The organism is Arthrobacter sp. V1I7, from assembly GCF_030817015.1.
In the GTDB taxonomy this organism is placed as follows: domain Bacteria; phylum Actinomycetota; class Actinomycetes; order Actinomycetales; family Micrococcaceae; genus Arthrobacter.
In genome coordinates, this window is sequence record NZ_JAUSYS010000001.1 from 1,958,084 (window position 1) to 1,978,915 (window position 20,832).

Annotated in this window: 21 protein-coding genes and 2 pseudogenes; 15 read left to right on the forward strand and 8 right to left on the reverse strand. The window is 65.0% G+C overall.

The window, feature by feature from the left end:
- Positions 1-90: 90 nt before the first annotated feature.
- Positions 91-876 carry a c-type cytochrome gene (locus tag QFZ69_RS09135; RefSeq protein ID WP_306917483.1) on the reverse strand — a complete coding sequence of 262 codons (786 nt, stop codon included), beginning with the start codon at positions 874-876 and terminating at the stop codon, positions 91-93.
- Positions 877-963: 87 nt separating this feature from the next.
- Positions 964-1,542, reverse strand: a complete 579-nt coding sequence (locus QFZ69_RS09140; RefSeq protein WP_307000050.1) for a heme-copper oxidase subunit III — start codon at positions 1,540-1,542, stop codon at positions 964-966.
- A gap of 208 nt (positions 1,543-1,750) precedes the next feature.
- On the opposite strand from QFZ69_RS09140, the gene trpD reads away from it, so the two are divergent.
- Complete coding sequence (gene trpD / locus QFZ69_RS09145; RefSeq protein WP_306917487.1) at positions 1,751-2,809, forward strand: anthranilate phosphoribosyltransferase; 1,059 nt, start codon at positions 1,751-1,753, stop codon at positions 2,807-2,809.
- 52 nt (positions 2,810-2,861) lie between these two features.
- Here the strand turns inward: trpD and QFZ69_RS09150 are convergent, their stop codons facing one another.
- Positions 2,862-3,143 carry an Lrp/AsnC family transcriptional regulator gene (locus QFZ69_RS09150; protein WP_306917489.1) on the reverse strand — a complete coding sequence of 94 codons (282 nt, stop codon included), beginning with the start codon at positions 3,141-3,143 and terminating at the stop codon, positions 2,862-2,864.
- A gap of 86 nt (positions 3,144-3,229) precedes the next feature.
- Positions 3,230-3,652 (reverse strand): DUF3054 domain-containing protein, encoded by a 423-nt coding sequence (locus QFZ69_RS09155; protein ID WP_306917492.1) that lies wholly within the window; start codon positions 3,650-3,652, stop codon positions 3,230-3,232.
- 170 nt (positions 3,653-3,822) lie between these two features.
- Here QFZ69_RS09155 and QFZ69_RS09160 point away from each other — a divergent pair, with 170 nt between their 5' ends.
- Together QFZ69_RS09160 and QFZ69_RS09165 are read left to right on the forward strand one after the other, a co-directional pair.
- Positions 3,823-4,299 (forward strand): VOC family protein, encoded by a 477-nt coding sequence (locus QFZ69_RS09160; RefSeq protein WP_306917493.1) that lies wholly within the window; start codon positions 3,823-3,825, stop codon positions 4,297-4,299.
- 148 nt (positions 4,300-4,447) lie between these two features.
- A complete protein-coding gene (locus QFZ69_RS09165) occupies positions 4,448-6,625 on the forward strand; it encodes an elongation factor G-like protein EF-G2 (RefSeq protein ID WP_307000052.1) in 2,178 nt (725 codons plus the stop codon).
- Positions 6,626-6,671: 46 nt separating this feature from the next.
- Here QFZ69_RS09165 and QFZ69_RS09170 read toward each other — a convergent pair whose 3' ends face one another.
- Entirely contained in the window at positions 6,672-7,028 is a 357-nt protein-coding gene (locus tag QFZ69_RS09170) for a hypothetical protein (protein WP_306917494.1), read from the reverse strand.
- A gap of 9 nt (positions 7,029-7,037) precedes the next feature.
- Between QFZ69_RS09170 and QFZ69_RS09175 the strand changes: the two genes are divergently transcribed.
- Together QFZ69_RS09175 and QFZ69_RS09180 are read left to right on the forward strand one after the other, a co-directional pair.
- On the forward strand, positions 7,038-7,637 hold the full coding sequence (locus QFZ69_RS09175; RefSeq protein ID WP_307000054.1) for an Ig-like domain-containing protein: 600 nt from the start codon (positions 7,038-7,040) through the stop codon (positions 7,635-7,637).
- Positions 7,564-7,956 carry an Ig-like domain-containing protein gene (locus QFZ69_RS09180; RefSeq protein ID WP_306917496.1) on the forward strand — a complete coding sequence of 131 codons (393 nt, stop codon included), beginning with the start codon at positions 7,564-7,566 and terminating at the stop codon, positions 7,954-7,956. The genes QFZ69_RS09175 and QFZ69_RS09180 overlap by 74 nt, the downstream gene beginning before the upstream one ends.
- 117 nt (positions 7,957-8,073) lie before the next feature.
- On the opposite strand, the gene QFZ69_RS09185 is transcribed toward QFZ69_RS09180, so the two are convergent.
- The gene (locus QFZ69_RS09185; RefSeq protein ID WP_306917498.1) at positions 8,074-8,670 is read right to left on the reverse strand and encodes a GNAT family N-acetyltransferase; all 597 of its coding nucleotides are present in this window, start codon (positions 8,668-8,670) and stop codon (positions 8,074-8,076) included.
- 191 nt (positions 8,671-8,861) lie between these two features.
- Between QFZ69_RS09185 and QFZ69_RS09190 the strand changes: the two genes are divergently transcribed.
- The 5 genes and pseudogenes from QFZ69_RS09190 to QFZ69_RS09205 all read left to right on the forward strand — a co-directional run bounded on the left by QFZ69_RS09190 (position 8,862) and on the right by QFZ69_RS09205 (position 11,841).
- The gene (locus tag QFZ69_RS09190; protein ID WP_306917500.1) at positions 8,862-9,188 is read left to right on the forward strand and encodes a hypothetical protein; all 327 of its coding nucleotides are present in this window, start codon (positions 8,862-8,864) and stop codon (positions 9,186-9,188) included.
- A gap of 131 nt (positions 9,189-9,319) precedes the next feature.
- Entirely contained in the window at positions 9,320-9,649 is a 330-nt protein-coding gene (locus tag QFZ69_RS09195) for a hypothetical protein (RefSeq protein ID WP_306917502.1), read from the forward strand.
- Between the two features lie 64 nt (positions 9,650-9,713).
- Complete coding sequence (locus QFZ69_RS09200; RefSeq protein WP_306917504.1) at positions 9,714-10,925, forward strand: GGDEF domain-containing protein; 1,212 nt, start codon at positions 9,714-9,716, stop codon at positions 10,923-10,925.
- Positions 10,926-11,094: 169 nt separating this feature from the next.
- Positions 11,095-11,298 (forward strand): annotated as a pseudogene (locus tag QFZ69_RS23315) (L-asparagine permease); the annotation flags it as partial.
- Positions 11,299-11,628: 330 nt separating this feature from the next.
- Positions 11,629-11,841 (forward strand): hypothetical protein, encoded by a 213-nt coding sequence (locus QFZ69_RS09205; protein WP_306917506.1) that lies wholly within the window; start codon positions 11,629-11,631, stop codon positions 11,839-11,841.
- Here QFZ69_RS09205 and QFZ69_RS09210 read toward each other — a convergent pair.
- Positions 11,825-12,466 (reverse strand): hypothetical protein, encoded by a 642-nt coding sequence (locus tag QFZ69_RS09210; RefSeq protein WP_306917507.1) that lies wholly within the window; start codon positions 12,464-12,466, stop codon positions 11,825-11,827. The genes QFZ69_RS09205 and QFZ69_RS09210 overlap by 17 nt on opposite strands.
- Positions 12,467-12,871: 405 nt before the next feature.
- Here QFZ69_RS09210 and QFZ69_RS09215 point away from each other — a divergent pair, with 405 nt between their 5' ends.
- The 5 genes and pseudogenes from QFZ69_RS09215 to QFZ69_RS09235 all read left to right on the forward strand — a co-directional run bounded on the left by QFZ69_RS09215 (position 12,872) and on the right by QFZ69_RS09235 (position 19,255).
- A complete protein-coding gene (locus tag QFZ69_RS09215; protein ID WP_306917509.1) occupies positions 12,872-15,613 on the forward strand; it encodes a LuxR C-terminal-related transcriptional regulator in 2,742 nt (913 codons plus the stop codon).
- Positions 15,614-15,736: 123 nt separating this feature from the next.
- Positions 15,737-16,426, forward strand: a complete 690-nt coding sequence (locus QFZ69_RS09220) for a hypothetical protein (RefSeq protein WP_306917511.1) — start codon at positions 15,737-15,739, stop codon at positions 16,424-16,426.
- Between the two features lie 146 nt (positions 16,427-16,572).
- A complete protein-coding gene (locus QFZ69_RS09225; protein WP_306917513.1) occupies positions 16,573-17,325 on the forward strand; it encodes a DUF2306 domain-containing protein in 753 nt (250 codons plus the stop codon).
- Positions 17,306-17,551: pseudogene (locus tag QFZ69_RS23320) on the forward strand (hypothetical protein); the annotation flags it as partial. The gene QFZ69_RS09225 and the pseudogene QFZ69_RS23320, both read left to right, overlap by 20 nt.
- Positions 17,552-17,989: 438 nt before the next feature.
- A complete protein-coding gene (locus tag QFZ69_RS09235) occupies positions 17,990-19,255 on the forward strand; it encodes an NAD(P)/FAD-dependent oxidoreductase (protein ID WP_306917517.1) in 1,266 nt (421 codons plus the stop codon).
- 616 nt (positions 19,256-19,871) lie between these two features.
- On the opposite strand, the gene QFZ69_RS09240 is transcribed toward QFZ69_RS09235, so the two are convergent.
- Positions 19,872-20,789 (reverse strand): LysR family transcriptional regulator, encoded by a 918-nt coding sequence (locus QFZ69_RS09240; protein WP_306917521.1) that lies wholly within the window; start codon positions 20,787-20,789, stop codon positions 19,872-19,874.
- Positions 20,790-20,832: the final 43 nt, after the last annotated feature.

A 20,832-nucleotide genomic window follows, 5' to 3' on the forward strand; every position in this document is an offset into this window, starting at 1 on the left:
TCCCTCTCTCGTCCCGGCGTCTGCCGGGTTAGCTTTCAATTCGAACTGCTGAAGGGTCAGCAGAAACTTCGTACAGGTGCAGCAGGCGCGCTAGGACGTCCGCGAGGTCAGCCAGATGGTGAACGCAATGATCACGCCCAGACCGACGACATACACAAACAGGCCTTCGGACACGGGACCCAAGGCACCAAGATCGGCGCCGCCGGGTGAACCGTTGGCCTCAATCTGCTTCAGGAAGGTGATGATGTCGCGCTTGCCTTCGGGCGAAATGTTGGCGTCACTGAACACCGGCATGTTCTGCGGGCCGGTAACCATGGCTTCGTAGATGTGCGTGCCGGAGACGTCGGCCAGGCCCGGGGCGAACTTGCCCCGGGTCAGGGCGCCGCCGGCTGCGGCAGCGTTGTGGCACATGGCGCAGTTCACGCGGAACAGCTCTCCGCCCTCGGCGGCGTTGCCCTTTTCGTCGAGGAGATGCTCTTCGGGGATGGACGGGCCGGGGCCCAGGGTGGCAACGTACGCAGCCAGCTGGCGGGTCTGCTCTTCGTTGAACTGGGCGGGCTTTTTGGCGGCCTGGGGGCCGTTCATCTGCATGGGCATGCGGCCAGTGCCAACCTGGAAGTCAACGGCAGCGGCGCCGACACCTACCAGGGAGGGTCCGTCCTGTGAGCCGCTGGCGCCCATGCCGTGGCAGGTGGCGCAGTTGGCCTCGAAGAGCTTGCCGCCTTCCTCCGCGTCGTTAGCGGTGAAGCCGGTGGTGGCCTTGGCCTGATTGACGGTGGTAGCAACGGCGTACAACCCACCCGTGACCAGGAGGCCCATCAGTAGCAGCGCTATTGCTGCCAGTGGGTGACGTCGCTTCTGCGAAAGTGCCTTCACGTGGTGGTTCCTCTATTCGATCCTGCGTTGGCTCGGGGAGCCACTTCTAGAAATTCTGCCTCTTGTAGAAAAGGAGTCATGTCGCGGCTACTTGAGGACGTAGATGACCAGGAAAAGGCCGATCCACACGACGTCGACGAAGTGCCAGTAGTACGAGGTGACTATCGCGGAGGTTGCCTCGAAGTGGCCGAACTTCTTCGCTGCAAAGGAGCGGCCGATGATGAGCAGGAAGGCAACCAGGCCGCCGATGACGTGCAGGCCGTGGAAGCCTGTCGTGATGTAGAACGCCGAGCCGTAGGCGTTGGAGGAGAGTGAAACATGCTCCGATACGAGCATGGCGTACTCCGTCGACTGGCCGGCCACGAAGATGCCACCCATGATGAAGGTCAGGGTGAACCATTCGTTCATTCCCCAGCGGGTGAAGCTGAGGCGGCCGCCGCTTCGGCGCGGCTGGAGCCGCTCAGCGGCGAAGACACCCATCTGGCAAGTAAAGGAACTTGCCACAAGGATGATCGTGTTAACGAGCGCAAAGGGGAAGTTGAGCTTGGCTGTCTCTTCGGCCCACATCTGTCCGGAAGTCGAACGGAGTGTGAAGTACATTGCGAAGAGACCGGCGAAGAACATCAACTCACTGGACAGCCAGACTACGGTTCCAACGGAAACCATGTTCGGGCGATTCAGCGTCGGGTGCGCCGGGGTACTGGGGGCATGGGTCGCAGATGTCACATAGACATTATGTCTATAAAACTCCCTCCTGCCCAACGCGAACCGCGTTTTCGAAGGACTTTTTCTACAAAGGCGCGAATTCGCGCGGAAAAGTTCCCGCATCCGTTCACATTGGTCATAGCGGTCCGCACCTCGATAGCATCGGGAGGTGACTTCTCAGGCATCTGCACGGCCCGCAGGCAACACCTGGCCGCGGCTCATCGGCGCACTCATTGACGGTACGGATCTCACGACCGACAGCACGCAGTGGGCGATGAACTCGATCATGTCCGGTGAGGCCTCACCGGCGCAGGTAGCGGGGTTCCTGGTTGCGTTGCGGGCCAAGGGCGAGACGGTGGATGAGCTGGCCGGGCTGGTGGAGGCGATGATCTCCAACGCCAACCCGGTAGACATCGCCGGCGAGAAGCTGGACATCGTCGGCACCGGCGGGGACCAGCAGAACACCGTGAACATCTCCACGATGGCCGCCCTGATCGCGGCCGGCGCGGGCGCAAAAGTGGTCAAGCACGGCAACCGTGCGGCGTCCTCGACGTCCGGCTCAGCTGACGTCCTGGAAGCCCTCGGCGTCCGGTTGGACCTTCCGGTTCCGCGTGTCGCGCTCAACGCCGAGGAGGCCGGAATCACGTTCTGCTTTGCCCAGGTCTTCCATCCTTCGATGCGGCACGCCGCCGTCGCCCGCCGTGAACTAGGCGTGCCTACGGCTTTCAACTTCCTCGGTCCCATGATCAATCCCGCACACGTCCAGGCCTCGGCCGTCGGCGTCGCCAACGAACGGATGGCACCGCTGGTGGCCGGCGTACTGGCCAAGCGCGGCAGCCGCGGACTCGTCTTCCGCGGCAGCGACGGGCTGGACGAACTGACCACCACCGGACCGTCACGGGTCTGGGAAATCAGGAACGGCGGGGTTGCCGACGAGACCTTCGACCCGCGGGAACTCGGAATCCGTCGAGCAACCCTTGAAGAGTTGCGCGGCGGGGACGCGGCAGCCAACGCCGCCGTCGTCCGTGCCGTCCTGTCGGGTGCTCCGGGATCCGCCCGCGACGCCGCCCTGCTGAATGCCGCTGCAGGCCTGGTGGCTTTCGACCTTGATGCAGTGGGCCCGCTCAAGGATCGGATGGCGGCGGCGCTGAAGCGGGCCGAGGAATCGATCGAATCCGGCGCGGCGGCCGAAGTGCTGGACCGCTGGGTCGCGCTCTCCCGCAGCTGAGTCACGCGCCCAGGAGGCGGTACGGACCCGAATGGCGGTGCCGTGCCGACGGCTACTGTTCGAAGCCGAGGGCGAAGGCCGCGTCGAGGTCGTGCTGCGAATAGGCGCGGAAGGCAATCTGGGTGGTGGTGTGCACGACGCCGGCAACCTTGGAGAGCTTGTCCGCGATCGCGTCCGCGAGATCCTCGTGCTTCGGCACCCTGGCGATGGCAATGAGGTCCCATTCGCCGGTCACGGAATAGACCTCGCTGATGCCTTGGATCGCGGAAATCTCTTCCGCGGTTTCCGGGATGCGGGAAGCGTCTGTCTTGATCAGGACGAAAGCGGTGACCACATCTGTTCCTTTCCGGATCTGCTGCGCCGTTGCCGGCCGATCATGTGCCCCTGGGGGCTGTGCCATATCCCTGCAAGCCTAGTACATCAGGCCTGCCGGCGGCGTGCCCGGAACCGGTCCACCCCGGAGACCAGGATCCGGTATCCGAGCAGGAAAACGCCCAGCGCCAGCAGCGCCACGACGACGAACGGCAGAACCACCGTCTGCCCGGTGGCGGCCCGCAGCAGCATGCCGACGGCCACAGTCCCCAGCCAGACGCCGACGCCGGTCGGCCACAGCGCGAGGGGAGCGCGCCAGGCGCGCAGGACGAGCCAGCTTGCCGCGGCGCCGGCGAGGAAGGGCCAGGCAGTGGCCAGGACCCCGGTCACGATCTCACCGCGCTGGTGCGCGTCCCTGCCGATGGCGGCAAAGACCAGGATCAGCGCCGCGTCGGCCACGGCGGCCGGCGCCCGCCTGAGGCTCGAACCCCGGTCGGAAGCACGCGGGAGCGGGGGCGTGGATGACGTCATGGTTTCAAGCCTAGCCCGGCGGCCAGGCCCGGGCGGATCAGTCCATCACCGCAGTGCCGTCGGGGGCCGGGACGTTGTGTCCCCGATGCCGCGGGACTAGGCTCTGGCTCAACCCGCACCGCCGCCGGACACAGCCTTGCGGCACGGGCAGAGCGGAAAGAGCGTGTGCAGTGAGCGAAAAAATCACCACCTGCCTGTGGTTCGATAACCAGGCCGAGGAGGCCGCCGAGTTCTACGTTTCCGTCTTCGAGGACGGCAAGGTCCTGGACGTGGCCCGCTACGGCGAGGGCGGCTCCGGACCCGCAGGCCAGGCGATCACTGTCCGTTTCGAGATCGGAGACCGGACCTTCACCGCGCTGAACGGGGGACCGGCCTTCACCTTCAGCGAGGCGGTCTCCTTCGTCGTCGACTGTGCCTCACAGGAGGACGTGGACCGCTACTGGGCGGCGTTGAGCCAGGGCGGCTCCGAAGGCCAGTGCGGCTGGCTCAAGGACAGGTACGGTGTCTCCTGGCAGGTCATACCGTCCGTGCTGGGCCAGCTGATCGGCGGCCCCGATCCGGTGGGTTCCCAACGGGCCATGCAGGCCATGCTTGCGATGCACAAGCTGGACATCGCCGCACTGCAAAAGGCCTACGACGGCCGCTGAGCCGCGAGCAAGCCGGGGGCCCCGGGAGCCCGAGGGGCCCGAGATTGGCTGGCATCTTGCTGTCTGCTCCCTGCAGGGTGTCAAATCCTTAACACAAGCCCTTCCGCCGCACGGATGCGGACCATGGATACAACGCCAGGAGGTACTCATGCCGACGAAGGATGCAAAGGTTCCGGCGAAGAATCCCGGCCGCGGCGCCGACCTCCGGCGGGCGGACGCATCCGACGGACTTCCGCCGGACCGACCGGAACAAATCCGGAACGTGGCCCTCATCGGCCACTCGGGATCAGGCAAGACCCTGCTCACCGAGGCGCTGCTCGCCGCCACCGGCGCCATCTCACGCAAGGGCTCGATCGCGGAAGGCACAACGGTCAGCGATTCGGAACCGGCAGCCATCCACCAGCAGCGTTCCGTCGCGCTCTCAGTGGTGCCCGTCGTGGTCAACGGCGTCAAAGTCAACCTGCTCGACACTCCCGGCTACGGGGAGTTCATCGGCGAGCTGCGCGCCGGACTGCGGGCCGCGGACGCGGCGCTGTTCGTCGTCTCGGCGGTCGACGATATTGACGCAGCCACAAGCGCCCTCTGGGCAGAGTGCCAGCGCACCCGCATGCCCCGGGCGGTCGTGATCAGCCGCCTGGATCATCCCCGGGCAGACTTCGACGCTGCCCTTGCCAGATGCCGGCAGGCTTTCGGTGACGCGGTGATGCCGCTCTACCTTCCGGTCCGCTCGGGGGCCGCCACCTCGGGCTTGCTCGGGCTGCTCTCCGGCACCGTGTCGGAACTGCTGCCCAACAACCCGGTGCCCGCCCTCCGGAACGCCGACGACGTCGAACGCGGCGCGTCGGAGACTGTGCGGAGCGCACTCATCGAAGGCATTATCGCCGAGAGTGAAGACGAGACGCTGATGGACCGGTACCTTGCCGGTGAGGACATAGCGCCGGAAATCCTGATCCAGGACCTGGAGACGGCGGTGGCCCGGGCCTCCTTCCATCCGGTGCTGCCGACCTCCGCAGAGTCCGGCCTCGGCCTGGCAGAACTGCTGGAGACAATGACGCGGGCGTTCCCGTCCCCGCTGGAGCGTGAACTGCCGCCCGTGACGGATCTGGCGGGTGGCCCGGTCGGACTGACGGGCTGTGACCCGGCAGGTCCCCTGGCCGGTGAGGTCGTGCGCACCACGATCGACCCGTTCCTGGGCCGGGTCTGCCTCGTCCGCCTTTTCTCCGGCACGCTGCGGGAAGACTCGGCGGTCCATGTCGGCGGCCGCGGCCTGGCGGACCGGGGCCATGAAGACCACGACAGCGACGAGCGGGTTGCGCACCTGTACTCCCCCTTGGGTTCGAGCCTGCGGCCGGTTCCATACTGTGTGGCCGGAGATATCTGCGCCCTCACCAAGCTGGGCGCCGCCGAGACCGGGGACACCATCTCGGCCAAGGAGCTGCCGCTCCTGGTCCAGCCGTGGGAGATGCCCGAACCGCTGCTGCCCGTCGCAATCGAGGCGGCCTCGCACGGTGACGAGGACGTCCTGGCCAGGAGCCTGGGAAAGGTCGCAGCCGGCGACCCGACCCTCCGGGTCGAGCGGAACTCCGAGACCCATCAGCTGATCCTGTGGTGCATGGGTGAGGCGCACGCGGAGGTGGTCCTGGGCAGACTGAGGGACCAGGGGGTGAACCTGCATACGGTGGAGGTGGTGACACCGCTGCGGGAGACTTTTGCGGTCCGCGCGGCAGGCCACGGCCGGTACGTCAAGCAATCCGGCGGCCACGGCCAGTATGCCGTCTGCGACATCGACGTCGAACCGCTCGAGCGTGGTGCCGGCTTCGAATTCATCGACAAGACCGTGGGAGGCGTGATTCCGGGGCCTTTCATCGCTTCGGTGGAAAAAGGGGTACGGGCACAGATGCGGAAAGGTGTCGCCGCGGGCTTCCCGGTGGTGGATATCCGGGTGACGCTGCTCGGGGGCAAGGCCCACAGTGTGGACTCCTCGGATGCCGCATTCCAGGCGGCCGGCGCGCTGGCCCTGCGCGAGGCGGCTGCGGCCACGCGTATCCAGTTGCTGGAGCCCGTCTCGGAGGTGATCATCAGCGTTTCAGACGAGCACGTGGGCGCGGTGATGAGCGGTTTGTCCGCCCGCCGTGCACGCCTGACCGGCACAACGTCCGCCGGGGGAGACATCACCGAAATCGGCGCCGAGGTCCCGGATCAGGAACTGTTGCGGTATTCGATTGAATTACGCGCGCTGACCTCCGGGAGTGGAAGGTTCAGCCGGAGCTACCTGCGGCACGAGCCGGTGCCCGCGAGCGCCGCCCGACCAGCCGCGAAAGCTTGAGGAACAGTGTCGACGGCGACGCTGCCTCTTCCGAGAGGAAGCGTGCCTACCGGGACGACGGCGGCAACGACGGCGGCGGGGCGGCCTTTCCGGCCGCTGAGCGGAACCCGGGACCATCACCCCGTGAGGGCTCCCCGGCAAGCGCTGTCGCCTGGACGGCGGGTGGCTGGGTAGCGGGGGTGACCACTTTCGGCAGAGCGGCAATGTCCTTCTCAACGCCGCTCAGATGCAGCAACAGCGCGACTTCCGGATCCCAAGGATGCTCCCTGACAAGATTCCGCAGCCGGACCCGCACCTCTTCCAGTTCGGGCCCGGTGCTGTTGAGGAGGCTTGCGATGATCTCGAGGACCTGCAACCGGAGCGAAGTGCCGGCATACTGCTCGGAACCCGGGTCCTGAGGCACGGCGCCGCTTTGCCAGTCCCGGCCTTGATGGTCGCCGCCATCACTCCCACCGTGACGTACCGGAGCGATGATCCGGCGGCCTCGCATGAACGCCAGTTGCTGCCCAGCAACAGCTCGTGGGATCCTGCCCGTGCGTCGCCCATGTCCTATGACGCGCAGCTCACCGGCGACTACACCTTCAACGTGCGGGCCGCCGACGCCGCGGGTAATGTCGGGGCGCCGGCAACCTTTGCCTGGCGAATCGGCGATCCGGACACTGTAGTGCCGACCCTGACCGCGCAGTCCGCGGCGGCGAATGCCACCGTCACCGGCGTGAACGGTACGTCCTTCGTCCTGCAGGACGCGAACGGCGCCGTCGTCCCGGCTGCGGCGACGTATGACACGGTTGCCCGAAGGGCAACCCTGGATCCGACGGATCCCCTGGCAAGCAACACCAGGTACACGGCGTCCTTGAAGAACACCGCCACCGATCCCTCGGGCAACGCTACGCCGGCGCCACGTGGCCTTCAACACGGCGGATACCGTCGTTCCGGCCGTGACAACGCGGACACCCGCGGCGGACGCAACGGCCGTAGCCGTCGGCACGAATATCACGGCCACGTTCAATGAAGCCGTCCAGGCAGTGAGCGGCACGACGTTCACGCTGCGGACGGGAACGGCCACCGGAACCGCCGTTGCCGGTGCGGTCACGTACGACGCCGCCACCCGGGTTGCCACCCTGAACCCGACGGCCAACCTGTCCGCGGGCACCACCCACACGGCCAGCCTGACCGGCGGCGGTACGGCCATCCGGGACGCGGCAAACAACGCCCTGGCGATGGCGGCGAACACCCGGTTCACGGCCGGGCTGACTGCCGGCATCGTCGACGCCGGGACCCAACCCCATCCCGGCCACGACCTGGAGCTTCACCGCCGGCCCGTGATGTAGCACGAGCGGGACGCTCTCGAACTATGGCCCCCGGATGGTCCTTACCGGCCATTCGGGGGCCATTGGCGTGCCAGCGGGGGAGCGGGGTCCCATCTGCTGCACGGCGCGTGCGCCGCGCTAGAAATCGGTCCGCATGACGGCGCGCCTCGGCGTCGGTCTACTCACCTCGGTGAACCCGGCGTCGACAAAGATGTTGCGGCTGCCCACAAAGAGTTCACCCCACGAAAACTCCTGCCCGGGACGGGTGATGATCGGATAGCCCTCGACGGCGCGGGCGCCGCGGCTCCGGGCAAAGCCGACTGCGGCGTGGGCCAGGGCGCGGCTGATGCCGCGACGGCGGAAGCCGGTACGGGTGACAAAGCAGGTCACGGCCCATACGCCGTCGTCGTCCTTGTCCTCCTCCCTGCCGGTCCACGGGATCCGGGCCCGGAGCAAACGCACATAGGCCGTGCGGGGCTCGACGGCGCACCAGCCGGCGGGTTCACCGTCGAGATACGCCACGAGCCCGCTCGTCGAGTCCGCTGCCGGTCTGCCGCAGCCGCTCTGCAGGCGTAGCCGTTCGGCGCGTTCACTGACCGGGACGGAACTCCAGTCCCGGTCCCGGATTTTGAACCACTGGCACTGGCACCCGGACGGGTCGCCGCGGGTGCCGAAGATCGTCCGGAGGTCGTCCCAACTTGCCTCGTTCGCGGGCACGACAGAGATCGCAGCCATCAAGCGAGTGTCCTCCCGTCGGCCAGCGATGTCCACCGGGCGCCAGCAGTCGTATTCGGACAGCCGATCCGTTGAACGGGGATGCACGAGGTTCTGTCCCGGCAGCTTCATGTTGTTGCGTGGGTCACATTTCCTGCCTACCCTAGACGGGGGTTGCAGCGTCGCAGCCCGTCGATGGAGGTGGCATCATCATGAACGATAAGCTCAGCATCCTGGTTCGAGTCGATCTGGATTGCGCGAAGGCGCAAGTGGCAGCCAGAGGTCACGTGACACTACAAAGCATTCAGGCCCTCTACGTTGTCGTAAAGCGTGCCAATGCCCTGCTCGAAGGGCTGGTCATGGAAGTTGACGTCTCGCACGCCAAGGTCGATCCCGTCGCACTGGTGCAACTCCGGGCCTTCTCCCGGTCCCGTCATTTGCCTGAGCTCATCGATCCGTTTCAGGCTGACTGTCGTTTCAGCATTGTGGGACCCGATGACGCGTTGACCCCGGCCTCACCAATGCGCTTGGCCGCCTGAAGCCCCGCCTTAGGCGCCAGCATTGTCTTGGGGGATCACTGGTTGATGCGCTCATTGGATGGCAGCGGCTGCTGGATTTGAACTAGCAGCCGTCTCTTCCCGAGGCGGGGACCTGGTGGCACGATGCCAATATGAGCGAAAAGAAGGACGAGAAGTCGCAAAAGCATCAAGGCCAGGATGATTACGTCGGTTCACCGACCACGGAGCAAATGCGCACTGTCGGTCAGCGTCGACGGGAGGCGGAAGAGAAGCTGGAGCATCATCTGGAGGAGGTCCGCCACAAGGAGGACTCCGGCAACGCCAGTTCCGCCAAGGAGGATGACGTCGGAGCGCCGTCGACCTACGGCAGGGACGTTGCTGACATCCAGAACGACGACCGGCTCACTCCCGCTGATCGCGTGGATTTGATCGCCAACCAGGTACTCGCGAGCGACGACGATGGCGGGTCTGAGAAATCGTGAGCAGACGTACGGGTCATCCCATCATTTCCTGGAGTGAAACGAACGAAATGCCGCACGCCACGTAGTGAAATGGAAACGATGCAACCGGCATGCTGGTGCAACAATTTCCGTTCATTGGCAGGACATATTTTTGCTTGATGTATTTAGTCTTCGCGTAGCGTTTGCCGTAGCAGCGCTTACGCTGCTGGTCCTTTTTTACTTGGTGACGTTTCGTTCGACCAAGTCTGAATACAGCGCATGGTGGTGCCTGGCCGTGGTTGCCTTTCTCCTGGGATCCTCCGCCTATCTGCTGAACGGGACCTGGCACCAGCGGTGGGCGAACCCCGCCGGAAACGCCGTGCTGGTGCTGGGTGCAGGCTGTGTGTGGGGCGCCGTCCGTTCCTTGCGGCTGAAGAAGGTCAAGCGCTGGCAACTCGCGGCCGCTCCCATCGTCACGGCGACTATGTCGGCGCTCGATCATCCTTCGACCAACAACTGGTCGGGTGGCCCGTATTTCCTGATGTCGATGTCCCTCATGATCGGGCTTGCATCTTGGGAGTTATGGCGGCGAAGAAGCGTGTACCACGGGGCGGAGCTGCCGATGGCTGTCACCTCCGGGGTCGTTGCGCTCTTTTACCTGTTCCGCTGCGGGGCATTCATCCTGGGCGGGGCTGATGGCGCAATTTTCCGAACCTACTTCGGTTCTGCCGCCACAACGCTTCTGACCATCACGCTCCTGATCGTGGTGTCTTTCAGTATCGCGGCCCTCAGCGCCGAACAGGTGACGCAGGCACTCCGGGTTCGTGCCAGCCATGACGGCCTCACCGGCCTGCTGAACCGTGCCGCGTTCCTGGGTCTGCTGGAGGATAAGTTGGGTGGCCGGCGTGGGGCCGAAAGCTTCGGATCTCTCGTAATGGCGGATCTGGACCACTTCAAAGCCGTGAACGACCGGAGCGGTCATGCGGCCGGTGACGCTGCCTTGAACGCTTTCGCCTCTGCTTGCAGGAATTCGGTCCGTTCGAATGATCTCGTAGGCCGGTATGGTGGGGAGGAATTCATCCTTTATCTTCCTGGGGCTACGCCTGAGCAGGCGGCCCGCGTGACGGAACAGATCAGTCTGACAATGAAGGACTCTGACCCGGCGCTTCTGCTGCCCACCGTCAGCTACGGCATTGCCGCCGTGAACGCCGCCGGCGATGCCCTGAAGGCAGCCATCGCTTCCGCTGACGCGGCACTCTACCAAGCCAAGGCACAGGGCCGGAACCAGGTATTTTTGGCCACCACCTTGGCGCTATAAAACCCGGGCTGTCGGACGTTCTTGACGGCCGGGATTTGATCGCGGTTACCCGCTCGAGAACCTGCCGCCCACTGCGGGTTAGACCTCCCTGTACCCGGTTCAGGTGCGTCAGCGCGCTTCGTCGGATGCCCTCCGGCCGGTTCCACCCGACCTGGTCACCTTTCCGGTCCTTGTCGCGATCCGGGGCGTCATCTTCGCCGGCGCCGCCCATCGAACTGGTCGGCTCAGCGGCTGGCAAAACCGAGCACCCCGAAAAAGTCATGCCAAAGGCAATCAACGCCGTCGTCTTCCGGATCGGCGTGTTCACGTCGGATCCGTCCTCCTGCTGTCCTGCGTGCTCCCGTACACCGCCTACAAGACAGGGGACTGCCCCTCGGGACGTACTTCGGATCCACGATGCCGGGGCACTCCTTCCGGACCCGGTTGCAGCGAATTCCGAATGGTCGGCCGGTCAGTCGGTCGCTCACCATGAACCCTGGGCACAACTGGTCAGCGCCGTAGTTGAGGTGCAAACGGCACGGCCGGCACTGTTCTGGCTGTGAGTCTTTGAGTATGCGCCCATACTACGGACATTGGACTGCCTGCTGGGGAAACGTTGGAATGGGGAAACGGTTCCACGGCGCACGCCCATGCCCTGCTCGACAACTACAGCTGCGGATGCATCCTCCAAGAGGCGGCTCTTCCCTTCAGTGGACGAGCAACGGTGGTCGACGCAGCTGAACCGATGATCCGGCGGTTCTCCGCCGGCGACAATCCTTACCCGGTCGAGATGGCCACCGAACACGTCCTCCGGCCCGGTTACGATTTCGGCGACGAGTCCGAAATGGGCTCGATGTCCTCGAAGCACGCGCACGATGAATCCCCGACGGCCTGGACTAGGCCCAGGTTCCTGGCTGCAATCATGGCTGTTTGGTGAGAATCGTGTACTTTGCCTGATCCTTTGGGGCGTTGGCCGGGCTCGGTCCGGTGACTAGCCAGAGCGCGAGCCAGAGCACGGATGCTGCAAGGATGATCAGTCCCAGGTCGAGGATAACCTCGGGCACAAGGTTGCGGAATCCGATGGGAATCGCGGCCAGTGCGTACGCCACGGTAGGAATCCTGGGTGCTGTTTCATCTCTGAAGAGTGCGATGCAAAACAGCAGCGAGCCCGCGAGGAACACTACCGAAGCAACCAGGAATGCAGTCCCCAGAGGGCCCGAACGCAACGCCGTGATGTGTGAGGCGTCGAGTTGCGCGAATACCAGGTTGATCACCCATTCGGTTCCGGTTGCTGCAGACAGCCCAACGAGATTCATGCCGACTGCTACGGCGGAAAACCGTCCTGCCTTGCGCAGGGCGACCTGCGCGATCCCGATGATCAGCACAATCGCGAACGCCTGTGCCAACGGCGCTATCAACTGCGTGAACGGACTGAGGGGTATGAATCCGGCACGCTTGCCGGCATTCACGAAAAGGATTGCGGCCGCAAGTATGCCGGCGACTGCGGCGAATCGGAGCGGATAGTTGAGGGAACCGTTCCCGGGTTCAGCCATGGATGACATTAGATCTCCTTGCTTCGACTGCTAGGAAGAGCAGTCGGTTAGTTGGTTGGTGAGTGGAAGCAACGTGGCCCGGGGGCGTGTGCCGGGGACAACTAGAAGCTACCGAGGCATGTGGTGACGCCACATCACCATCCGTGGTGATCGATGTGGTGATCGACTTTCAGCGCCCTGGGCAGAACAGGCCGCCGCTCCTTGGCCTGGTGAACGGCCGCTGGGGCGGCTGTTCACTTCAAGCTTGGCGAAAATGCGCTCGTGTTTCGGTATGACCGAGTCGCCTGACGGCTGTCCCGACCAGGCACCCGGGCGCAGATCACATGAGGCACCAGCTGATTGGTGATCCGCCCCAAGTCGATTGGTGCGGTGGCGTCTCCCTGAGGCCGCATCCCCTCCGCCTATACTTGGGGCATGCCGACGCCTGTGCTGGCTCCGAAACTCTTCGTTCCCGCCCCGCGCCCGCAGATTGTTGCCCGGCCTCGGCTGCTCATGCGTCTCCACGGGGAGCTGGGTTCAGGCCGGAAGCTGACGCTCGTTTGTGCCCCCGCAGGCTTCGGCAAGACCACGCTGCTCAGCGCATGGATCGCTGAGCGCAGGCGGCATAACCCGGCGGCGCGTCTCGCCTGGTTGTCGCTGGACGAAGGCGACAATGATGTCTCCCGCTTCCTGACTTATGTCGTCGCGGCGTTACAGGGAACCGACGCGGAAATCGGTTCAGAGGTGACGGGCCTTGTGCAAAGCGACCAGGTCCTGCCGGTGGAACTGGCCCTGACCTCTCTCATCAACGGCGTGGCGCGGTCGGGCAAGGAGTTCATCCTCGTGCTTGATGACTACCACGTGATTGATGCACGGCCGATCCATGAGGCCCTCGTTTTCCTGCTCGACAATCTGCCGTCGCAGCTGCATCTGGCAATCGCCAGCCGGTCGGACCCACCGCTCTCACTGGCTCGCTTGCGGAGCCGGGGCGAGCTAAACGAGTTCCGGGCCTCCGACCTGCGCTTTACGCCCGACGAAACGGCGGACTTCCTCAACCAGGTGATGGGCCTGGGCCTTTCGACCGATGACATCGCTGCCCTTGAGACCAGGACCGAAGGCTGGATCGCCGGCCTGCAATTGGCGGCACTCTCCCTGCGGGAGCACGGTGACGTATCCGGGTTCATCCAGGCTTTCACGGGAAGCCACCGCTTCATCGTTGATTACCTGGTGGAGGAGGTGTTGCAGCGCCAGTCCGATGAGGTCCGCAGCTTCCTGCTGCACACCGCCGTTCTGAACCGCCTGACCGGTCCTCTGTGTGAAGCCGTCACCGGGGTGAGGGGCGGCAGCGCGATGCTCGAGGCATTGGAGCGGGAGAACCTGTTCGTCGTTCCATTGGACGACAGCAGACAGTGGTATCGCTATCACCACCTGTTCGCTGAAGTGCTGCGGGCACGGGTCCGGAAGGAACTGCCGGACCGTGCGCCTGCGCTGCACCGCCTGGCCAGCGAATGGTACGAGCGCAACGACCTGCCTGAGGAGGCGGTCAGGCACGCGCTGGCCGCCGAGGACTTCGAACGGGCGGCGGGCCTGATCGAGTCGGTTCTGCCGGCTATGCGACGGACCAGGCAGGATGCAATGGTGCTGGGCTGGCTGAGGGCACTTCCTGATGAGGTGGTCCGCACCCGTCCGGTGCTCAGTGTCTTCTGCGCCTGGAGAATGCTCGTCTCCGGCGACCTCGAAGCGGCCGAATCCTGGCTGCGGATCGCTGAGCAGGGACTGGAAGCCCTGGCAGGCGGCGGTGAGGTTCCAAGAGATCCCGCTCAGGCATCAGTCCGCGAACAAGAGCTCCATACGCTGCCGTCGATCATCGCGATGTACCGCGCGTCGCTGGCTCAGGCGCGGGGGGACGTGGCCGGCACGGCGGAGCACGCACGGCAGGCGTTCGAACTCACCCAGCCAGGAGACCACTTCGCCCGTGGCGCGGCAGCCGCTTTCCTGGGGCTGGCAGCCTGGGCACAGGGTGACCTCGACACAGCGGTCCGAACCTTTTCAGGTGCGGTGGTGAGCCTGCATGAGGCCGGCAACCTGACAGATGAACTAAGCAGCACCATTCTGCTGGCGGATATGTGGATCGCCCGGGGGCAGCTGCAGGAAGCACGACGCATCTACGAACGGGCACTTAAGCAGGCGGCAGCACAGGGGGATCCGGTGCCGCGTGCGACAGCCGAACTGCACGTGGGGTTCAGCGAGCTTCGCCGCGAGTTCGATGACCTGGAGAGCGCCACCCAACATCTGCAGACGAGCACGGCATTGAGCCGGCGCGCCGCACCACTGACCGAACATGGCTACAGGTGGTTCGTTGCGATGGCACGGGTCAGGGAAGTCGAAGGAAACCTGGAGGGCGCCATCGAGTCCCTCGACCAAGCTGAGCGCCTGTACCTGCGCGGCTTTTTCCCCGAGGTCCGCCCGATCGCGGCACTGAAGGCGCGCGTCCGAATCCGGCAAGGCATGGTGCCTGAAGGCTTGGAGTGGGCTCGCAGCTGCGGGCTGTCGGCCGCCGGGGACCTCAGCTATCTGCGGGAATTTGAACACATCACCCTGGCGCGTCTGCTCATCGCGCAGTACAGGCTCCGGCCGGCAGAGAGCACCATTGGCGAGGCCCTGGGACTGCTGCTCCGCCTGCTCCATGCCGCAGAAGCATCCGGACGCAACGCCAGCACGTACGAGATCCTCGTCCTGCAGGCTCTCGCCCTGCAGGCGCAGGGCAAACGCTCACCGGCGCTGGTGCCGCTGGAACGGGCCCTGGTGGAAGCCGGACCGGAGGGCTACGTCCGGCTGTTTCTCGATGAAGGCGCCCCCATGGCGGCCCTGTTGCACGAGGCCGGGCAACAGGGAATCGCCCCGGCCTTCACCGGCCGGCTGCTCCGGGCCTTCGGAAAAGTGGGTAAAGAAACTGTCACTGCCGCCATCCCGGAGCCCGGATCGGAGGGGCTCAGCAGGCGCGAACTGCACGTACTCAGGCTGCTCGACACGCCACTGAGCGGACCGGAGATCGCCCGCGAACTGTTCGTCTCCGTTAACACCCTGCGCACCCACACCAAGCACATCTTCGCCAAGTTCGAAGTGAACAGCCGCCCGGAAGCCGTCCGCTACGGCAAAGAGCGGGGCTTGATCTGACGGCGATCAGTCGGGAATCACCACATCAGTCACCAAGGTTGGTGATGTGGAGTCACCACATGCCTCGGTAGCTTCGAGTTGTCCCCGGCACCGGTCCCGGGCCGCCCAGAAAAGAGAGCGACCATGAACATCACAACCACGAAACTTATACGGGCGGCCGGTTTGTCCGCTGTGCTGGCCGGGATGTTATACATCGTCAGACAACCGATCCATCCGTCGGACGACGTTTCCGCCGTCACCGGCAGCGCGTGGGCGATTGTGGGTTACATGACGCTGTGCATGTCCGTCCTGGGACTGGTGGGCGTGACGGGAATCTACCTCCGCCAGGTCAAGGAAACCGGCCTACTCGGCCTGATCGGCTATCTCATGTTCGGTTTATGGTTCGTGCTCTTGACGGCTTTTACCTTCGCTCAAACCCTCATCCTGCCGCCGTTGGCCCCCGAGGCGCCGCAGTTCGTTGACAGTTTCCTGGGGATATTCAGCGGCTCCGGCGGCGAGATAAGCCTGGGAGCCCTGGGGGCGATGAGTCTGGTGTCGGCCGTGCTCTATATTCCCGGCGGCCTGCTGCTGGGTATCGCAATATTCCGTGCACGCATCCTTTCACGCTGGGGCGCTGCCCTCCTGGTCGTCGGGATGGTCATAACCCCTCTGGCTTCAGTTTTCCCGCATACAGCCGGCAGCATTTTCGCCGTACCGGTCGGATTGGCTCTGATCTGGCTGGGATACTCGCTCTGGTCCGAAGAGCGGAAGAGCACGGCGTTTCCCGTGACCAGCATGCGAAGCCCACAGCCCGACCAAACCGCGGCCGCCTGAAGGCCCAACGGGGCCGGCAATCGACACGCAGCGTCGCTGCGGCCGCAACCTTTTCTCCGAGAAGCCCAAGCCGGATAACGTTCTTCGTACCTAGCCTTCACCGCCCAGGCAGTCATCTCGAGGACCAGCTAACCAGAGGATTCCCATTGAATGCCATCCGAAAGACAGCCACTGCCATTGTCGGCACACCGGGCACCCCGCGTCCCGCCGCCCGCGAGGCACCCGGAAAGCAGTGGCTCGTGCCTACGGCCCTGGTTGTCCTGAGCCTCATCCCGATTCTCGGCGGGACGTTGCGTCTGAGCGAGTTGACGGGCGGAGCCGACATCACACCGAAGAACGAGAGGTTCTTCGCCTCGCCCATCCCGGTGGTGATCCACATTGTCAGTGCCGCCGTGTACTCCTTGCTCGGAGCGTTCCAGTTCGTTCCCTCACTTCGTCGAGCCAGGCGCGGCTGGCACCGCGTGTCCGGACGCATTCTGGTACCCGCTGGTCTGCTCGTTGCCCTCTCCGGCCTGTGGATGGCAGTCTTCTACGCTCTGCCACCCAGCGACGGCGTCATTCTTCTCATTCTTCGGCTGATCTTTGGCAGCGTAATGCTGATGAGCATCGTCCTGGGATTCCTCGCAGTTCGACGTCGGGATTTCGTCCGGCACAGCGCATGGATGACCCGCGCCTATGCGATCGGACTCGGCGCCGGAACCCAAGCCCTGATCCTCATCATCCCGGAACTTCTTTCCAGCCCGCCCGACGTGACGAGCCGGGCTGTGCTCATGGGGGCAGCCTGGATGATCAACCTGGCGGTGGCCGAGTACCTTATCCGACGCCGTTCCCGGTTGTCTACGCGTGCGTCCCGTACCTCCGGCCGCTCCGTGGAGCCCCATGCGGCCGCCTCGCGATGAGGGCCGGCTTGTACCGGCGGTACGGACCTCCGGAGATCGTCCGGGTCGAGGAGGTACCGACACCATCACCGGCGCACGCGACGTGCTGGTCAAAGTCCACGCGAGCACGCTCAGCGCCGCCGGTCACCGGGCGCGCAGCCGCAGCCTTCACAAAGGATTGCGAGTGCCCGGTGTCCCACGGGTTTTCGGGCCCCGCATCCGCATCCTGGGCATAGATGTTGCCGGCGTTGTCGCCGCCGTGGGCGCGGGCCTGAGTGCGCTCACACCAGGCGATGAGGTGATCGCCGTGCTCGGCGCCAGGTTCGGCGGCCATGCCGACGTCTTGATCAACGATGCCTCCTGCGCCGTGGGAAGGGCTGCGGTACAGCCCGGCAAACGCGTGGGCGCGCAGGTCACCGGCGTGTGCACCGCTGAAGACTGGCAATCCTCGTCAGCCTCGCGGAATCGGCCCGGTACCAGGCAGTCACCGACCGCACCCGGGACCCTCCGACACCGTCGAAGCCCACCGCTTCGTCGACACCGGACGCAAAAAGGGCAAGGTAGTCGTGCGGGTCGCAGGCAGCGGATGACCATCCTGCCGCTCGCAGCCCCTGGAACTCGACAAAATGCACCCATGCCGGGATCGACGGACGGTACGGGCTCCGAACGAACCTTAGGACGACACATGAATGATGCACCTGCCGAAACCGGGAGTTGGAGCAGCAAAAGGGTGGTGGTCGTCATCGGTGCCGGCTACGCCGGCGTCATCGCCGCGAACAGATTGGCATCATCGTTCACGATTGAGGAGGCGGCGCGCACGCACGTCGTCATCATCAACCCGACAGACTCATTCATTGAGAGGATCCGGCTTCACGAAGTTGCGGCCGGGACGATCCCGACTGCCGCAGTTCCGCTCTCCAGCGTCCTGCACCCGGACGTCCGGCTGCTGGCAGGGACGGCGGTACTTATTGATCCGGTGAATCAGATCATCGGGGTCCGAACCAATGCCGAAACGCTGACACTTCACTACGAGTTGATGATTTACGCAGTCGGAAGCCGGACCTCAACCGGGATTCCCGGCGTCGGCGCCTACGCCTACCCGCTGGCGGATGTCGACGGGGCTCTCAGAGCCCGGTATGCCATCGAGCAGGGCCCGCCCGGTCAGCGGATCGTCATCGTTGGCGGCGGCTTCACCTCCGTGGAAGCAGCATCTGAAATCGCCGAGCAGCATCCCGACGCCGGTGTGATCCTTCTCTGCGGCGGGGAGCTTGCCGAATCGATGACACCCCGGGCCCGGGCAAGCATCCGCCGGTCACTGAACCGTCTGAACGTGACCATCCGGTCGGGTGAACGCGTGGCTGCGGTGACCCCGGAGGGCGTGGTCCTGGAATCCGGTGAACTGATCAGTGCCGACGTGTGTATCTGGTCTGCCTCGTTCGGCGTTCCCGAGCTGGCGGCGGTCAGCGGCCTCGCCACCGACGGGATCGGTCGGCTCCGGGTTGACGCGTGCCTTCGCTCGGTGGAGTATGCGAGCATTATCGGCGCCGGGGACGCCGTCGTCGTCCCGGCATCGGTTGGAAGCCACCTGCGGATGGGATGCGCGGCGGCACTTCCCCTGGGCGGCGTCGCAGCCCAGACAGCTCTGTCCCAACTCAGGGGCGTTGAACCGGAGCCGGTGTCGGTAGGTTACGTTCTTCAGTGTTTGAGCCTGGGCCGGCGGGACAGCTACATACAGGTCGTCGGACCGGACGACTCGCCCCGGCGGCTGCGATTCCGGGGCCGCACGGGTGCCTGGATCAAGGAGGCCATCTGCCGGATGACGGTCCGCGCCCTCCAGAAGGAGCGCCTCCGACCCGGGGCCTATAAAACACCGAAAGGACCGCCAATTGCTTCGCATCAGGATGTTTCCATACAAACAGACCCGGATCACGATGCCATTCCACGCCCATGACTCCGCAAGGTGCGCAGGATGCTTCCACAAGCATGTCCTTCCTCGAAGCTTCCCGAAAGTTCTCAGCGCCAGGGGGTTGAGAATCATGTCGAACCGCGGCACCCGTGCCGCCGCCCTCGCATTGGACGTGCGGACGGTCCACGGGCGGGCGACCCGTACAGCTGCGGCCGTCAGGATCCGGGAACGGGGATGAACGAAATGCCTGCAGAACACCAGGAGCCTGGGCGATACGAACTCCGCATCAGGGGACACCTCGACACTTGCTGGGCCGATTGGTTCGGAGGCCTGGTTCTCACCCGGGAGGGCGATGGAACGACCATATTATGCGGTCCGGTGGTCGATCAGGCGGCGTTGCATGGCCTGCTCGCTAAAGTGCGGGACATCGGTGCGACGCTGATTTCGGTGAATTTCATCGACGCTCCGAGCCCCCACGACGAGATCCACGGGTGCTAGTGCACTGCCTGCAGCGGCCCCAGCGTCGTGGTCGGCAGCAATACGCCGCCCGGCAGGAGGCAGGATGACCCGCCCGGTTCCGGCGCAGTGCCAACCGCGCCGGACGTGAGAGAACCCGCCCGGGCACCACCACCGAGTCCGCTACGCGGCCGTCGGCACCGTCTCAAGAAGAAGGTGGGGGCGTGGCGAGGCTGGCTGCGACGGCCCGGAGTTGGGTCAGGACCGTTTTCACGTTCGCCCGTTCGAGGGTTTCGGGGCGGGCGAGGCAATCGATATGCCGGCCGGGCCCCAGACGGGAAATCGGACGGAGGACAAGGTCCGGATGATGATGCATGTCCGTGGTGTAGCGGGGCATCAACGCGACGCAGTCGCTGGCGGCGACCACGGCAGCGGCTACGAAAAACTCGTTGATCCGGTGAACGATGCGCGCTTCGGCACCTCCGATGCCGGCGATTTGTTCGATGGCGCTCTCAAGGGGAAATCCCTGGTGCACGGCCACCCAGGTTTCTTCGCCGAGGTCCTCCGGCGCGACGGAGTCTTTGGCTGCCAGCCGGTGGTCCTTGCGGACTACGAGGTCCAGGGGTTCGAACAAGAGCGGTTCGACGCGCACCGCCCCCGGCCACGGCGGACTGCCCGTCAGTCGGTGCGCGATGACCAGGTCGTGATCCTGGGCGAGGGCGGGGAAGCTTTCCTGGGCCACGTCGAAGTCGCTGAGGGCAACGCCGGGCTGGCCCGGGGCGCTCACCTTGGTTAGTAGCGGGCCGAAGAGGGCCAGTGCCGCACTGTGGAAGGCCGCGACCGCCACGGTCCCGTGCGGTTCGCTCTGGAACTGTGCGACCGCCTGCTCCGCACGTTCAAGCGCCACTTCCACATCCACGGCCGCCAGGGCCAGGGCGCGCCCGGCGTCGGTCAGTGCAGTCCGTCGTCCGTCTTTGAAGGTCAGTGGGGCAGCCGAGCGGCGCTGCAGGGAGCTGAGTTGCTGGGACACAGATGACGGAGTGACGCGGAGGGCAGCGGCGACTGCGGCGATGCTGCCCCTGTCGCCCAGTTCCCTTAAAGCGCGAAGCTGACCGAGTTCCATTAGTCCAAACTAATGCATGTTGAGCAAAAATGGCCTCTGGTAC

Excerpts from the sequence above, each read along its gene's own strand:
- QFZ69_RS09215 (WP_306917509.1), top strand. The coding sequence starts at position 12,872 with ATGCCGACGCCTGTGCTGGCTCCGAAACTCTTCGTTCCCGCCCCGCGC.
- QFZ69_RS09210 (WP_306917507.1), bottom strand. The coding sequence starts at position 12,466 with ATGTCATCCATGGCTGAACCCGGGAACGGTTCCCTCAACTATCCGCTC.
- QFZ69_RS09220 (WP_306917511.1), top strand. The coding sequence starts at position 15,737 with ATGAACATCACAACCACGAAACTTATACGGGCGGCCGGTTTGTCCGCT.
- QFZ69_RS09235 (WP_306917517.1), top strand. The coding sequence starts at position 17,990 with ATGAATGATGCACCTGCCGAAACCGGGAGTTGGAGCAGCAAAAGGGTG.
- QFZ69_RS09140 (WP_307000050.1), bottom strand. The coding sequence starts at position 1,542 with ATGGTTTCCGTTGGAACCGTAGTCTGGCTGTCCAGTGAGTTGATGTTC.
- QFZ69_RS09185 (WP_306917498.1), bottom strand. The coding sequence starts at position 8,670 with ATGGCTGCGATCTCTGTCGTGCCCGCGAACGAGGCAAGTTGGGACGAC.
- QFZ69_RS09190 (WP_306917500.1), top strand. The coding sequence starts at position 8,862 with ATGAACGATAAGCTCAGCATCCTGGTTCGAGTCGATCTGGATTGCGCG.
- QFZ69_RS09165 (WP_307000052.1), top strand. The coding sequence starts at position 4,448 with ATGCCGACGAAGGATGCAAAGGTTCCGGCGAAGAATCCCGGCCGCGGC.
- QFZ69_RS09155 (WP_306917492.1), bottom strand. The coding sequence starts at position 3,652 with ATGACGTCATCCACGCCCCCGCTCCCGCGTGCTTCCGACCGGGGTTCG.
- QFZ69_RS09240 (WP_306917521.1), bottom strand. The coding sequence starts at position 20,789 with ATGGAACTCGGTCAGCTTCGCGCTTTAAGGGAACTGGGCGACAGGGGC.
- QFZ69_RS09195 (WP_306917502.1), top strand. The coding sequence starts at position 9,320 with ATGAGCGAAAAGAAGGACGAGAAGTCGCAAAAGCATCAAGGCCAGGAT.